This window comes from Antarctobacter albus (assembly GCF_900101505.1).
Classification (GTDB): Bacteria; Pseudomonadota; Alphaproteobacteria; order Rhodobacterales; family Rhodobacteraceae; genus Antarctobacter; species Antarctobacter albus.
Map to the genome: position 1 here is coordinate 15214 of NZ_FMZI01000015.1, position 13662 is coordinate 28875.

Here is a 13662-nt window from a genome sequence, read left to right on the forward strand (position 1 = left end):
CTATTGTGAGAAGGACGAAAGATAGGCGATCAGCGCCTCGACATCCGAGTCCTTGCGCAGGCCGGCAAAGGCCATCTTGGTGCCTTTCACGGTGCCACGCGGATCAGCAAGGAAAGCCGCCAGAGTCTCTGCATCCCAGGCGCCGCCCATGCTACCCATCGTGTTGGAGTACTTGAACCCCTCGACAGAGCCGATTTCGCGTCCGACGATGCCATTGAGCTGCGGACCGACGCGATCCTTGGCGCCGTCACCGATCTGGTGGCAGGCCTTGCACTTATTGAAGACCTTTTCGCCAGCCGCGACCAGTTCCGGGTCCGGCGCGCCAGTTGCGGCAGGGGCCGCGGCAGGGTCTGCCGCCGGTTCGGCAGCGGGTTCCGGGGCCGGGTCCACGGCGGCGGCCGGCTCCGGGGCCGGATCGGTCGCGGCGGGTTCTTCAACCGCTTCTTCGGGCGTCACGTCCAGAACGGTCGCGCGCATGGTGATCTCGACCGGACCGTCCTTGCAGTTTTCCATGCAAGGCTCAGTCCGCCACTTGCTGTATTCGGTCTCGGCCCGGTCATCGACGATGAAACCATCCGCGTTGGGCAGCACCACCTCGGGCAGCGTGTCCTGGTTCAGCTCGAACTCGTCGTCGATGATGTCGTTCGAGTAGAGGATGTAGGCCACGATGGCATAGGTATCATCAACCGACAGCGACTGCGCGTTGCCGAAAGGCATCGAGCGGTGGACGTAGTCCCAGACGGTCGAGGTATAGGGCCAGTAAGAGCCCACGGTCTTGAGCGGGTCCTCATCCGCCAGTGTGCCGTCACCGCCTGCCAGCTTGGGCCAGTTGCCCACGCCCTCGGCAAAGGAGCCGTGGCAGACCGCGCATTGTTCCTCGAAGATCGCTTCGCCGTCAAAAGCATTGCCGCTGCCCGCCGGCAGGCCGGTGCCGTCGGGGCTGACGTCGAGGTTCCAGGCGGCGATTTCCTCGGGCAGCGCGCCGCGGCCCAGGCCAAAGCGCAGGCCCTTGGTGTCGCCGTTGTCCGCATGGGCGGCACCGATGATGCCGCCGTCCAGGGCCTCCGGGGCAGCGGCGGTCTTGACCGGGGCCTCTGGCTCGGGAATCGGCGCCGGAAGTTCGCCCAGCATCTGCGGGTTGTCCGGGAAATCCGCAACATTGCGGTCGGCAAAGTTGTAGGCGGCGACCAGCATCAGGCCGACGCCTGCAATGGTGCCGACGTAGAGATTAAGAGACTTCGACATTTTCGGCCTCCCCGTTGGCTTTGACGTGCCAGGTCTGGATGCAGTTGTTGTGGTAGATGGAGTTCAGGCCGCGCACATCACGCAGTTGAGCCTTGGTCGGCTGGACATAGCCCGTCTCGTCGATGGCGCGCGACTGAAGCAGCCATTCCTCGCCTTCCCAAGTGGTGTCCAGGTAGAATCGGGTCAGAGCCTTGTCCTGGCCTTCGGAGGCGAGACGCGCGGTTTCCCATGTCATGCCGCCATCCTTGGAGACATCGACGCGGGTGATCTTGCCGTGACCGGACCAGGCCATGCCGGTGATGACCACCGGACCATGCCCGTGCTTGATCGGCGCCTGCGGGCTGGGCGAGGTGACGACGGATTTCGCATCCATGACCCAGGTCCACTTGCGCGAGGTGCCGTCGGCCAGCGTGTCGGTGTATTTCGAGGTCTCCTCACGGCTTTCCACCGGGCCATCCATGACCTCGACACGGCGCAGCCACTTGACCCACATGTTGCCTTCCCAACCGGGCACGACAAGGCGCACCGGGTAGCCGTGCTCCTTGCGCAGGGCTTCGCCATTGGCCTTGAAGGCCACCAGGACATCGTCCATCGCCTTTTCCATCGGGATCGAACGCCCGTTGGAGGAGGCATCGGCGCCCTCGACATAGACCCACTTGTCCTTGAGGTCGCCCGCGGCATCCAGCCCGGCCTCGGCCAGCAGGGTGCGCAGCGGGACGCCGGTGTATTCCATGTTGTGGATCATGCCGTGGGTGAACTGGGCGCCGTTCAGCTGCGCGCCCGCCCATTCCATGCCTGTGTTGGCCGCGCATTCGCAGAAATAGACGTGCTGTTCGCGCGGAAAGCGTTCCAGGTCGTCATAGGTAAAGACCAGCGGCTGGTCCACGAGGCCGTTGATCATCAGCCGGAAATCCGGCTTGGACAGCTCGATGGCGCCCGAGTGGTGGCGTTCGAAGGCGCAGCCCTGCGGCGTGATCGTCCCGTCCAGCGCGTGGATCGGGGTGAAGTTGATCGACGAGATCGTGTCGGCGGTCAGCCATTCCACGTTGCGGCGGATGACGTCGTCCTCGAACTTGATCGGCAGGCCATAGGGGACCTCGTCAACGCCGTGGCCAAAGCCGGACGCCCAGTCCTGCACTTCGGTGATCAGCGGGTCGGGACCGGCGGCGCGGGCGCCCGTGGCGGCCACGGCCCCTGCCCCCAGCGCCGCGGCACGGGTCAGGAACTGGCGGCGGGAGGTGCCTTTCGTTTCCTTGCTCATTGCGTTCTCCTTACGGATCATTTCATTCATCTATGTGAATGACTTGGCGAGAATTTCGGCGGGCCGAGACCCGCCGGAAAAACGTGGTTGCGTTCAGGCGCCAACCACTTCGACATTGTCACGGGGCTGGATCGAAACCGTGCCCTGCTTGCGGATATGGTTTTCGACCACATCCCAGATCTGCGGCCCCTCGGTCCCCTCGTTGACCGAGGCCCAGCCCGCGACCACGTAGTTCTTGGCCGGGTCGATGGCCTCGCCGGTGCTGAGCAGCACCATGTCCGAGATCCGTTCGCCCTGCGGCTTGTTCACGTCACAGCGGTAGCCCATGCCCCCGATGCGGACCATGTCGCCGCCCTGCTGGTAGTAGGGATCGGGGTTGAAGATGTTGTCAGCCACGTCCTCGAGGATGACCTTGATGAACTCGCCGGTCATCTCGGACCGGTAAGCCTTGCCGTAGGTCATGCTGGTGACGTTCCAGATGTCCTCGCGGGTGATGTCATCGCCCGGGATCAGCGACGGCCCCCAGCGGACGCCAGGCGACATGGCGATGTCAGCCTCGCGCTCGCTCAGCAGGGCGTCGCAGATCAGGTCGTCCCAGGTGCCGTTGAAGTTGCCGCGGCGATAAAGCAGCGAGTCGGTCTGGCCGATCACCTCTTCGAGGTCCGCCTTGTAAGGCGCGCGCTGCTCTTCGATCAGGGTGGCCATCTGCGGGTCGGGCGCGATCACGTCCGAGAAGATCGGGATCAGCTTGTGGCGGAAGCCCATCATGCGGCCATCGCGCACGTCGAGATCGACGCGGGAGACGAATTTGCCGTTGGAGCCGGAGGCGATCAGGATCGTCTCGCCCACCAGCACCGGTTCCGGCAGCGCGTCATGGGTATGGCCGGTCAGGATCACGTCGATACCGGTGACCTTCGAGGCCATCTTCTTGTCGACGTCAAACCCGTTGTGGCTGAGGCAGACGACCAGTTCGGCCCCCTGCGCGCGCACCTCGTCGACCATTGCCTGCATGTTCTCGTCGCGGATACCGAAGGAGAATTCCGGGAACATCCAGCGCGGGTTGGCGATCGGCATGTAGGGGAAGGCCTGACCGATGACGGCAATCTTGACGCCGCCGCGTTCGAAGAACTGGTAGGGTTTGAACAGCTCCGAGGGCTCGTCCCACTCGGCGTCAAAGATGTTCTGACCCAATGCGGCAAAGGGCAGACCCTCGACCAGTTCGGTCACACGGTCGGTGCCCAGGGTGAATTCCCAGTGGAATGTCATCGCGTCGGGTTTCAGCCCGTTCATCACGTTGACCATGTCCTGCCCCTCGGAGTGGTAGCAGGTGTAAGAGCCGTGCCAGGTATCGCCGCCGTCCAGCAGCAGGGCATCGGGACGATCCGCACGGATGGCGTTCACCACGGTGGCGACCCGGTCCATGCCGCCGACCTTGCCATAGGCCTGCGCCAAGGCGCTGAAATCGCCGGAGGACAGCGCGTAATGAGAGCGCGACCCGTCCTCGATGCCGTAGAGCTTGCGGAAATCCGAACCGGTGACATGCGGGACAGCGCCACGGTTGCCACCGACCCCGATGTTGACCGAAGGCTCGCGGAAGTAGATCGGCATCAGCTGCGCATGGATGTCGGTGACGTGGATCAGGCTGACGTTGCCAAAGGTGTCGAATTGCAGAAGCTGGTCCTGCGTCAGGCTCTGCTGGGCGGCGAGCCGGGCCCAGTTGCCAAAACCGGAAGTCCCGAGCATCGCCGAGGCCGCCATACTCACCTGCAGGAAATCGCGTCTTGAGATCATGGGGAGGGGTCTTTCTGTCTCATGACACACATGCGCATGTGTGAATTTGTTAGAATGAAGAAACCCCGCGCCAGTCACCTGACGCGGGGTCGTTTATTCAGTTACGGACGGAGGGGCCTTCGACCGACAGGCCGTTGCCACGCGACTTGACGTAAAGCTCAAGCGCGATGAATTCGTCCGAACCCGGGCTGAAGGTTTCTGCGCGGGTGTCCCGGATGCAGCCCTTGAAGCGGCTGTGAGCGCCGTTCAGTTTGGCATTCTTCAGACGGTATGTCGGGAAACCGTTGATCTGGCCCTGGCTGAGGTGGTCGGCACGGATGTAGTTGCCGTAGTTTTCCTCGTGGCAGGAGGCGCAGGCAAGCTCGAGCTGGCCGTAGCGCGTGTAGTAGATTTCCTTGCCCTTTTCCCAGGCATCGGCAACCGGACCGTCGATGGCGACGTTCACCGGCATGCCGCGCGAATGCGAGGCGATCATCGCCTCCATCGAGACGGCATCGGTGGCGTCATACTTCCAGGCGTCGGCGCCCATGCGGTTCACGCGGCAGTCGTTGACCTGCATCTGCACGGTGCGCAGCTCGCCGGCGTCCTCGTTCCACTTGGGATAGGTCGCAGCAACACCGGCCATGCTGTCGGCAGGGTCGGCGTGACAATCCGAACATGCCTTGCCTTCGGACCCCTCAGCCGTGTTCCAGATGTCCATCGCCTGGTCGACGAAGATCATACCCTGGTTCTCGAAGTCGTCGGCCTGAAGCTGCTGGGTTTCGTCCGAGCGAAAGTGCCAGCCCGAGATGATCTCGTCCAGAACACCGTCCAGGTGGGCGGGCGCCGGAGCCTTGGTCGTCATCTCGATGTCGCCGTTGACGATCAGCGTGTCGTCGTCGGCACCGCCCGCGAAGGCCGCGGGCGCAAACAGCAGTGCGGCGACAGCCGTCATTGCCTTGAATTTCATGTTGTTACCCTCCCGATTGGCGATCCTGCCCCGCGGTGTGCGGGGCAGGACTAGCTCTTCTGGTCAGCCGACTGCGACCGACTTGGTCTCTTCGTAGACGTCGCCGTCATCGTCGTACCAGGTGAACTTCAGATCGCCTGCTTCCGGGATGGTCGCATCGAATTCGAAGTACGGGTTGGTCGAGATCGCCGGGGCCAGCACGACGTCAATGACGTTCTCGCCATTGAAGTCGCAGGTGAAGCGATTGATGATCGAGCGCGGGATTACGTTGCCCGAGCTGTCCTTGCGCTGACCCGATTCCATCTTGTGGGAAATCAGGGTCTTGATGGTCACGACCTCACCGGCGGATGCCTTCTTGGGGGCCTTGACGCGGGGTTTGACACCAGATGCCATTTCTCAGAACTCCTCTAGGTTAGCCGCAGGATCAGCCGCCGCAGCCGCCGATGGTGACCTTCACGGTCTTCATCGCGGTCTGGTAGCTGCCGTCCGCCATCTTGGCGATGGCCTGCACGTCCTGGGTGCCGGCAAGGCGGATACGGGTGGATGCGGCCTGCGACCCGGCGAGCGGGCCGAAGCGGAAGGTGGCCACGCCCGGGGTCGGGTTGCCCAGCGCATATACGCGTACCTCGACGGCGCCGGGGGCGTCGACAGAGATCGGAACGGTGTTGCCGTTCTCGGCGATTTCCGGCGCGGTCAGCGTCAGGTCACCGGCGGCGGCATCGGCACCGGCCAGGAAATCGTCGGGGGCGCCGACGAGTTCGGCATTCGGGTCGGCCTGTGCAAATGCGCTCAGCGGAAGCAGGGCCATCGCGGTGGCACCGGCGCCGAGCGCCAGCGTGTCACGTCTCGTGAAGTCCATCATGTTTCTCCTCAGATAAACCCGGTCACTCTTCTTTGAGAGTCAGAAGGAAGGCGACCAAATCTTCGACGTCCTGCGCCGACAGGATCGGCGGCAGATCGCCCTCGGGGGCCTTGCCGGTGTATCCGTCACCCGGACGGATGAAACCGGAAGTCTTGTAGAATGCGGGCATAACGGTGCCCTCGAAAGTGTGCTTGGCGTTGGCCACGATGCCGCGCAGTTCCTCTGCGGTACGGGCCTCGCCGGTCCAGGTCAGCTCGGGGCCGACTTCGCCCTGGAAGGGCACATCGGGAAGCTGGGCCACGGCGTGACAGGACACGCAGTTGCCCTTGGACTTGGTCGAAAACACCACAAGACCGTTGTCCGCATCGCCCGGCACACCTGTCAGGGATGCGTTCACTTCGCCGTATTCGCCGTACACAACGTCATCGGGGGCGACGGTTTCCGCAAATGCGGCACCGGCCACCAGGGCCACCGCTGCGGTGATTGCTGTAAGCCTCATGTTCCCTCCCTAGGCTTGCGACCCGACATTGAGATCGGACCTTCGCTCATCGCTATTAGCGTATACCGTAGGCCACAGGGTTGCACGAACGCAACAACAAATTCACGGATATGAATTATTGCTCCGTTTGGTCGCATGCCGCATTGGCCGCCAAAGCTGGATCACCTGGCCTCTGGCCAAGGGGGAGCTGATTTTTACCTTTATTTGTCAGAAAGTTGCGCAAGTCCGCGCCCACCCAGCCCGGCATCTTCGCCAACGCTTTCCCAGCGCCTTTGAGTCATGGCGAGGCGCAATCCTGGGTTGCACCCCGCCTTTCTTCGCCCGTTTTCGAGGCAGTCGGTGTGGGTCACGCTCAGACCCACCCCGGAACGGTCAATTGCGACCATCGTCGAATCGATCCCGACAGTTTCAGTCGAACTTGCCGTTGTCGCGCTCCTGGATGCGGCGCGCATGGTAGCGCTGGAAATCCTCGCCGGTCTCGTCCTGGATCTCGTAACGTTTCTCGGCCACCCAGGTGAACATGTCCAGCGACGTGCCCTTGGAGAAGGCACCCGGCATCACCGCGACCTGCGCGTCCATCGCGGTCATACCCTCGGGCACGTCCTCGGGCAGGAAAACGATGGTCGGGGTGAACAACACGCGCCACTTGCGGGCCATTTCCCGTTCTTGCAGCACCTCGCCGTCGAAATCCGTCACCTCGGTGCTGCCATGCAGGTTCAGCTGCACGACAAAGTAGTTCTCGGCGATAAACTCCGAAACCTCGGGGTCGGTGAAGACCTCCTCGTGCATCTTCTTGCAGTAGATGCAGCCACGCTGCTCGAAGAAGAGGACAAGCCGTTTGCCCTCTGCGTTTGCCTCGTCAAGATCCTCGCGCAGGTCCTTGAAAGTGTCGCGCATCCAGGGGTTCTTGTAGAGGCCGTCATCGCCCATCTGTTGCGCCGCCACCGGCAGCGCCATGAGCACGGCCAGGGCCGCGCCGATCCAGGTCTTCATCGCTTGTCTCCTCTCACTTTGCGCGGCCGGACCCTGACGGTCCCGCGACCGCGTACCAGAAATGCCGTCAGCTCAGCGATGTCCACGCCGGGAAGGTCTCGATCATCCACTGGGCGATGACGTTCACCGTATCCGTCGCGATGAGAATCGCAAACAGGATGAGCATCCCGCCCATCAGTTTCTCGACATATTGCAGCTTGTCCCGATGGCGTGCCGTCCACTTCAGGAACGGCCCCGAAAACAGCGCCGCGATGATGAAAGGGGCCGTCATGCCGATGCCATAGACCAGCAACAAAAGACCGCCGCGCCCGATGTCGCCCATTCCCGATGCGATCATCAGGATCGAGGCCAGCGCCGGCCCCACGCAGGGCGTCCAGCCAAAGCCAAAGGCCAACCCCATCGCGTAGGCGCCAAAGATCGTGGTCGGCTCGGCGCTGCTTTCGATCTTGGCCTCGCGGTACAACAGGCCAATGCGGATCACACCCAGGAAATGCAGCCCGAACAGGAACAGGACCGCGACCGCCACCCATTTCAGGTAGTCCATGTAGTCGGCAAAGGCCTGCCCCACTGCCGTCGCCCCCATCCCGAGCAGGACAAAGATCGTCGTCACGCCGGCGGCAAAGAAGACAGACGACAGGATCAGCCGCCGCTGCGCGCCGGGCGTGATTCCCGCGTCGTCGCGCAGCTCGGACATGGAAATCCCCGCCATGTAGCACAGGTAAAAGGGCACCATCGGCAGGATACAGGGTGTGAAGAAGCTTAACAGACCGGCAAATGCTGCGCCCGCGAATGAAATGTCGAGCACTGGTGGCGCCTTTCCTTGATCAATTCACATATTCAGATTAAGTTGTCCGTCAGGCCTGCGTCAATCGGTGCAACATGCGATCTTTCATATTTCTTCTGGTCACCTGCTTCGGGGTGACCCTGTCCACCTTCCCAGCCCTGGCAAGCGAGTATCGCCTTGTCATGGTGGAACAGCCCGGCTGCGCCTATTGCGCGGCCTGGAACGACCAGATCGCGCCGGCCTACCCCAACACGGATGAAGGCAAATTCGCCCCGCTGGTGCGCGCCGACCTGCACATGGGCCCGCCCGAGGGCATCTCTTATGCGCGCCGTGTGAACTTCACGCCGACCTTCATCCTTGTTAAAGGCGACGCCGAGATCGCCCGGATGGAAGGTTACGTGGGCGAGGATTTCTTCTGGCCGATCTTCGCCAAGCTTCTTGGCGAGCACACGGGTTTCGAGACAGCCGGCAAGGATTGAGGTGGAGCGGACGCATGGCACTTCCGGTACTGCATGACGATCTGACGGACGACGAGCTTGACGCCATCGTGGACAAGGCAACCGCCGCCTCGTCCTTTCTGAAGGCGATCAGCCACGAAGGGCGCCTGATGATCCTGTGCCATCTGGTCACGGGTGAGAAATCCGTCACCGAGCTGGAAGAACTGCTCTCCGCACGCCAGGCCGCCGTCAGCCAGCAGTTGTCGCGCCTGCGGCTGGAAGGGCTGGTGGTGCCGCGCCGGGACGGCAAGGCGATCTACTACCGCCTGGCGGACGACAGGCCCCGAAAGATGCTGGAATGCGTCTACGACCTGTTCTGCCGCGACGACGACGAGGCCTGACGCCCGCGCGGCCAACGCATCGCGAGGACGCTTGCGCGGTTTCGGGGACACTTGCATAGTATGCGGGCCAGGTTTGGCGGGTCAAGAGGAGGGCCCGTGAATGATGGATTATCTGACCGAGTATCACCTGGTCGCCTTGGTGGGGCTGGCCACGGGTGTGCCCTTGGGGCTTGCTGCACGGCTTGGCCGCTTCTGCACCCTGGGGGCAATCGAGGACGCGCTTTATGGCGGGTCCACCGTACGGCTTCGGATGTGGGGCATGGCGATCGGGCTGGCGGTGCTGGGCAGCTTTGCCCTCATGGCGTCTGGTCTCCTGGCCGATACCGCGACCTACTACCTGTCGATCCGCTGGATGCCGCTGGCCTCGATCCTGGGCGGACTCGTCTTCGGCTACGGGATGGCCCTGTCGGGGATGTGCGGCTACGGCGCGATTGCCCGGCTGGGCGGCGGTGACCTGCGCAGTTTCGTGATCGTGCTGGTCATGGGCGTGGCAACCTTTGTCGTGCTCTCCGGCCCTCTGGCGCCCCTGCGCGCGCTGGCTTTCCCGCAAGAGCCCGTCACGACCGAGGTGCCGCCGGGCATCGCGCACCAACTGGCCGCGCTGAGCGGTGTCTCGGTCAACCTGATCGGCATGGGGATCGGTGCATTGATCCTGATCGGCTCCGCGGCATCGCGCGCGGTCTGGGAAAAGCCGTCAAAGGTGGCCTGGGCGGCGGCCGTGGGCCTCGCCGTGGTGGGCGCATGGGCGGGCACATCCTGGGTGGCCCGCACCGGGTTCGAGGCGCTGCCGGTGGTGTCCCATAGCTTTGCCGCCCCGCTGGGCGACACGATCCTGTGGTGGATGACCGGATCTGCCCGCCCCCTGAGCTTTGCGGTAGGCTCCGTGGCGGGCGTCTGGGCCGGGGCCTTCATCGGCTCGCTCTTCAAGGGACACTTCCGCTGGGAGGCCTGCGAGGACCCCAGGGAACTGCGCCGCCAGATCATCGGCGCGGCCCTCATGGGCGGCGGCGCGGTCATCGCCCTGGGCTGCTCCATCGGCCAGGGGCTCAGCGCCTTTTCCGTGCTGGCCATCTCGGCGCCCGTGACCTTTGCCGCGATCTTTGCCGGGGCGGCGCTGGGTCTGCGGCAACTGATCGTGGGGTTCCAGCCGGCGGAGTGATCCGGCGTCTGGAGTCCCGTATCGCTCATTGCCGGTCAGAGGCGGTTCAGAACGCGCTCAACCCCATTCCTGCAGGCGCGCAACATAGCGCGCCAGCGTGTCGATCTCGAGGTTGATGCGGTCACCCACCTTGATCCCGCCCCAGGTCGTCACCTCCTTGGTGTGCGGGATGAAATTGATGCCGAAATCGCGACCGTCGACTTCGTTCACCGTGAGGGACGTGCCGTTCAGCGCAACCGAGCCTTTGGGCGCGATGAATTTCGCCAGTGCCTCGGGCGCGCGAAAGGTCACGCGGGTGCTGTCACCCTCGTCCACCATGGCCACGACCTCGGCGACACCATCGACATGGCCGGACACGATGTGCCCGCCCAGTTCGTCGCCCACCTTGAGCGCGCGTTCCAGATTGATCCGCATGCCCTCGGCCCAGTCTCCGATATTGGTCTTGGAGACGCTCTCGGCCGAGATGTCGACGTCGAACCAATCGTCGCCCAGGCCCACGACGGTCAGGCAGACACCATTGCAGGCGATAGAAGCCCCCATGTCGATACCAGCGGTGTCATAGGATGTGCCGATGCGCGCACGCAGGTCGCCGCGGTGCTCCAGCGTCCGAACAGTGCCCATGTCTGTGACGATGCCTGTGAACATGCCTTGCCCTTTCCCGGCCTTCAAAGCCTTATTTTCGTCGAACTCGCGCGGTAGAACTTTGTTCAGCAACCGGACATATAGCGGCATCATGGTCAAGGCAACTGGCGACAAACGGGTCTTTCTGTTCCTTCAGGGACCGCACGGGCCGTTCTTTCACCGGCTCGGCGCCATGCTGCGCAAGACCGGTGCCGAGGTCTGGCGCGTGGGCTTCAACGCCGGTGACCGCGCCTTCTGGTTTCACCCGAAAAGCTACCTGCCCTATCGCGGCCCCCCCGATGAATGGCGCGGCTGGTTTTGCGACCTCGTCGAGGCGCGCGGCATCACGGACATCGTGCTATACGGCGATGTGCGGGCGATCCACGCCCAGGCCGTCGAAGAGGCCAAGGCGCGCGGGTTGACGGTGCATGTCTTCGAGGAAGGTTACATGCGGCCCTACTGGGTCACCTATGAACGCGGAGGTTCGAACGGGCATTCGCGGCTGATGCGGATGAGCGTGGATGACATGCGCCGGGCGCTCGAACTGTCGGACATGGAGGCGCCGCTGCCTCCGGCCCATTGGGGCGACATGCGCCAGCACATCTTCTACGGCGCGCTGTACCACTGGTTCGTGATGTTCCGGAACGGGGAGTATCGCAACTTCCAGCCGCACCGCTCGCTCAGCGTGTTCCAGGAATTCGTGCTGTATCTGAAACGTCTGCTGCTGATGCCTTTCGGCTGGGCGGATCGCGTGCTCGCGACCACGCGCATCCGCATGGGCGGATTTCCCTATCACCTGGCTCTGATGCAGCTGGAACATGATTCCAGCTTCCAGCAGCACTCTCCGTTCGACACGATGCCCGATTTCGTCGACCTGGTAATCGCGGGCTTTGCCGAGGGCGCGCCGGGCCACCATCACCTGGTGTTCAAGGCCCATCCGCTGGAAGATGGCCGCGCGCAGGTGCGCCGTGCCGTGGCGCAATCGGCGCGGAAACACGGGGTGGCCGACCGGGTGCACTACGCCCGCGGTGGCAAGCTGGCGCAACTCCTGAACGATGCCCGCAGCGCGGTGACGGTCAATTCCACCGCAGCCCAGCAGGTTCTGTGGCGTGGCATACCGATCAAGGTCTTCGGCGACGCGGTCTACGCCAAGCCAGAGTTCGTCTCGACCCAACCCCTGCCGGACTTTTTTGCATTGCCCACACGGCCGGACAACAAGGCCTACAAGGACTACCGGCGCTACCTGCTGGAAACCTCGCAATTGCCCGGCGGTTTCTATTCGGCACGCGGGCGGCGACAGCTGCTGCGGCAGGTTGTCGACATGATGCTATCGCCCGACGATCCCTATGATGCCCTGTCCCGTGGCACCGCGGCGCCGAGGCAACAGTTGCGCGTCGTGCACTGACGCTCCGGCAACCCCGGACTGGCTTTTTTGGCCGGACTCCGGTAGGTTGCACAAAAAACCTGAGGCAGAACAAAACAGGTCGAGGAGACCGAGCAGTGAAACAACCCCCTCTCCGGTGGGCGCGTGGAGTCGCGCTCCTGGTCGCGGTATCGCTTGTGGCGTCCTGCGGCCTTCCCCGCGTTGGCCCCAACAAACGCGAAATTTTTGCCGGATCGGTTCAGCGCGAGGGTGACGCCTTCATCGTTTCCGTAAACGACCGCGTGACGCGCGCGACCTCTGTTGTTCCGGCGCTGGGGTTTACCGAAGAGTTCAAGAACGCAGGCGTTCTGGGCTCTGACACGATCCGCCCGGGCGACACGCTGGGCCTGACCATCTGGGAAAACGTCGATGACGGCCTGCTGGCCGCCGAGGCTGCCAATTCCACCATCCTCGAAGAGGTGCAGGTGGATGGCGCGGGCTTCATCTTTGTCCCCTACGCCGGGCGCATTCGCGCCGCAGGCAACACGCCCGAACGCATCCGCCAGATTATCACCGAACGGCTCGAAGACCAGACCCCCGATCCGCAGGTCGAGGTGCGTCGCGTCGCGGGCGACGGATCGACCGTCAGCCTGGTGGGCGCCGTGGGCGGCCAGGGCGTCTATGCCATCGAACGGCCGACGCGCACCCTGTCGGCCATGCTGGCCCGCGCGGGCGGCATCTCCATCGATCCTGAAATCGCACAGATCACCGTCCTGCGCGGCGACCACAAGGGCAAGATCTGGTTCCAGGACCTCTACGAGAACCCCAAGTTCGACATCGCCCTGCGCGGTGGCGACCGCATCCTTGTCGAGGAGGACACCCGGTCCTTCACCGCGCTGGGGGCCACCGGCACCCAGGCGCGTGTGCCCTTTGACAGCCAGGTCATCTCCGCTGTTGAGGCAATTGCCCAGGTCGGCGGGCTGATGGCCGCCGCCGCGGACCCGACCGGCGTTTTCGTCCTGCGCAACGAACCTGCGGAGGTGGCCAACCAGGTGCTTGGCCGCGACGACCTGATCGGAGCGCAGCGCATGGTCTACGTCCTGGACCTGACCGAACCCAACGGCATGTTCATGGCGCGGGACTTCGTGATCCGCGACCAGGACACGCTGTACGTCACGGAGGCGCCCTTTACCCAGTGGAACAAGGTGATTGCCGCCCTGACGGGTACGCTGGGCGCGGTCAGCACGCTGACCACTGCCGCAGACACGCTGTCGGGTGAATGAGCCGCCTTGGCCAA

15 protein-coding genes are annotated in these 13662 nt (G+C 63.7%); 5 read left to right on the forward strand and 10 right to left on the reverse strand.

Annotated features, from left to right (window positions below; genetic code table 11):
* The 9 genes from BLQ71_RS21040 to BLQ71_RS21080 all read right to left on the reverse strand — a co-directional run bounded on the left by BLQ71_RS21040 (position 1) and on the right by BLQ71_RS21080 (position 8405).
* On the reverse strand, positions 1–1245 hold the full coding sequence (locus BLQ71_RS21040; protein WP_074623133.1) for a c-type cytochrome: 1245 nt from the start codon (positions 1243–1245) through the stop codon (positions 1–3).
* Entirely contained in the window at positions 1229–2506 is a 1278-nt protein-coding gene (gene soxC, locus BLQ71_RS21045; protein ID WP_088702479.1) for a sulfite dehydrogenase, read from the reverse strand. The genes BLQ71_RS21040 and soxC overlap by 17 nt, the downstream gene beginning before the upstream one ends.
* 93 nt (positions 2507–2599) lie before the next feature.
* A complete protein-coding gene (gene soxB, locus BLQ71_RS21050) occupies positions 2600–4297 on the reverse strand; it encodes a thiosulfohydrolase SoxB (protein ID WP_043144579.1) in 1698 nt (565 codons plus the stop codon).
* 97 nt (positions 4298–4394) lie between these two features.
* A complete protein-coding gene (gene soxA / locus BLQ71_RS21055; RefSeq protein WP_069208137.1) occupies positions 4395–5246 on the reverse strand; it encodes a sulfur oxidation c-type cytochrome SoxA in 852 nt (283 codons plus the stop codon).
* Between the two features lie 63 nt (positions 5247–5309).
* A complete protein-coding gene (soxZ, locus tag BLQ71_RS21060; protein WP_043144581.1) occupies positions 5310–5639 on the reverse strand; it encodes a thiosulfate oxidation carrier complex protein SoxZ in 330 nt (109 codons plus the stop codon).
* A gap of 31 nt (positions 5640–5670) precedes the next feature.
* The gene (soxY, locus tag BLQ71_RS21065) at positions 5671–6105 is read right to left on the reverse strand and encodes a thiosulfate oxidation carrier protein SoxY (protein WP_043144738.1); all 435 of its coding nucleotides are present in this window, start codon (positions 6103–6105) and stop codon (positions 5671–5673) included.
* Between the two features lie 25 nt (positions 6106–6130).
* Entirely contained in the window at positions 6131–6607 is a 477-nt protein-coding gene (gene soxX, locus BLQ71_RS21070; RefSeq protein ID WP_043144582.1) for a sulfur oxidation c-type cytochrome SoxX, read from the reverse strand.
* Between the two features lie 408 nt (positions 6608–7015).
* Positions 7016–7600, reverse strand: a complete 585-nt coding sequence (locus BLQ71_RS21075) for a thioredoxin family protein (protein WP_074623135.1) — start codon at positions 7598–7600, stop codon at positions 7016–7018.
* Positions 7601–7667: 67 nt separating this feature from the next.
* Positions 7668–8405: a cytochrome c biogenesis CcdA family protein gene (locus BLQ71_RS21080; protein WP_043144586.1), complete on the reverse strand. Its 738-nt coding sequence runs from the start codon at positions 8403–8405 to the stop codon at positions 7668–7670.
* Between the two features lie 74 nt (positions 8406–8479).
* Here BLQ71_RS21080 and BLQ71_RS21085 point away from each other — a divergent pair, with 74 nt between their 5' ends.
* From BLQ71_RS21085 to BLQ71_RS21095, 3 genes are all read left to right on the forward strand, one after another.
* The gene (locus BLQ71_RS21085) at positions 8480–8863 is read left to right on the forward strand and encodes a thioredoxin fold domain-containing protein (protein ID WP_052244674.1); all 384 of its coding nucleotides are present in this window, start codon (positions 8480–8482) and stop codon (positions 8861–8863) included.
* Between the two features lie 14 nt (positions 8864–8877).
* Positions 8878–9222, forward strand: coding sequence for an ArsR/SmtB family transcription factor (locus BLQ71_RS21090; RefSeq protein WP_043144587.1), 345 nt, complete (start codon positions 8878–8880; stop codon positions 9220–9222).
* A gap of 100 nt (positions 9223–9322) precedes the next feature.
* Complete coding sequence (locus BLQ71_RS21095) at positions 9323–10381, forward strand: YeeE/YedE family protein (RefSeq protein WP_074623136.1); 1059 nt, start codon at positions 9323–9325, stop codon at positions 10379–10381.
* A 57-nt stretch (positions 10382–10438) separates the two neighbouring features.
* Here the strand turns inward: BLQ71_RS21095 and BLQ71_RS21100 are convergent, their stop codons facing one another.
* Positions 10439–11026 carry a riboflavin synthase gene (locus BLQ71_RS21100; RefSeq protein WP_043144741.1) on the reverse strand — a complete coding sequence of 196 codons (588 nt, stop codon included), beginning with the start codon at positions 11024–11026 and terminating at the stop codon, positions 10439–10441.
* 88 nt (positions 11027–11114) lie between these two features.
* On the opposite strand from BLQ71_RS21100, the gene BLQ71_RS21105 reads away from it, so the two are divergent.
* Entirely contained in the window at positions 11115–12407 is a 1293-nt protein-coding gene (locus tag BLQ71_RS21105) for a capsule polysaccharide biogenesis protein (RefSeq protein WP_074623137.1), read from the forward strand.
* 95 nt (positions 12408–12502) lie between these two features.
* A complete protein-coding gene (locus BLQ71_RS21110) occupies positions 12503–13648 on the forward strand; it encodes a polysaccharide biosynthesis/export family protein (RefSeq protein ID WP_074623138.1) in 1146 nt (381 codons plus the stop codon).
* Positions 13649–13662: the final 14 nt, after the last annotated feature.

Excerpts from the sequence above, each read along its gene's own strand:
- BLQ71_RS21100 (WP_043144741.1), bottom strand. The coding sequence starts at position 11,026 with ATGTTCACAGGCATCGTCACAGACATGGGCACTGTTCGGACGCTGGAG.
- BLQ71_RS21095 (WP_074623136.1), top strand. The coding sequence starts at position 9,323 with ATGATGGATTATCTGACCGAGTATCACCTGGTCGCCTTGGTGGGGCTG.
- BLQ71_RS21075 (WP_074623135.1), bottom strand. The coding sequence starts at position 7,600 with ATGAAGACCTGGATCGGCGCGGCCCTGGCCGTGCTCATGGCGCTGCCG.
- soxY (WP_043144738.1), bottom strand. The coding sequence starts at position 6,105 with ATGGACTTCACGAGACGTGACACGCTGGCGCTCGGCGCCGGTGCCACC.
- BLQ71_RS21085 (WP_052244674.1), top strand. The coding sequence starts at position 8,480 with ATGCGATCTTTCATATTTCTTCTGGTCACCTGCTTCGGGGTGACCCTG.
- soxZ (WP_043144581.1), bottom strand. The coding sequence starts at position 5,639 with ATGGCATCTGGTGTCAAACCCCGCGTCAAGGCCCCCAAGAAGGCATCC.
- BLQ71_RS21090 (WP_043144587.1), top strand. The coding sequence starts at position 8,878 with ATGGCACTTCCGGTACTGCATGACGATCTGACGGACGACGAGCTTGAC.
- BLQ71_RS21040 (WP_074623133.1), bottom strand. The coding sequence starts at position 1,245 with ATGTCGAAGTCTCTTAATCTCTACGTCGGCACCATTGCAGGCGTCGGC.
- soxC (WP_088702479.1), bottom strand. The coding sequence starts at position 2,506 with ATGAGCAAGGAAACGAAAGGCACCTCCCGCCGCCAGTTCCTGACCCGT.
- soxB (WP_043144579.1), bottom strand. The coding sequence starts at position 4,297 with ATGATCTCAAGACGCGATTTCCTGCAGGTGAGTATGGCGGCCTCGGCG.
- soxX (WP_043144582.1), bottom strand. The coding sequence starts at position 6,607 with ATGAGGCTTACAGCAATCACCGCAGCGGTGGCCCTGGTGGCCGGTGCC.
- BLQ71_RS21105 (WP_074623137.1), top strand. The coding sequence starts at position 11,115 with ATGGTCAAGGCAACTGGCGACAAACGGGTCTTTCTGTTCCTTCAGGGA.
- soxA (WP_069208137.1), bottom strand. The coding sequence starts at position 5,246 with ATGAAATTCAAGGCAATGACGGCTGTCGCCGCACTGCTGTTTGCGCCC.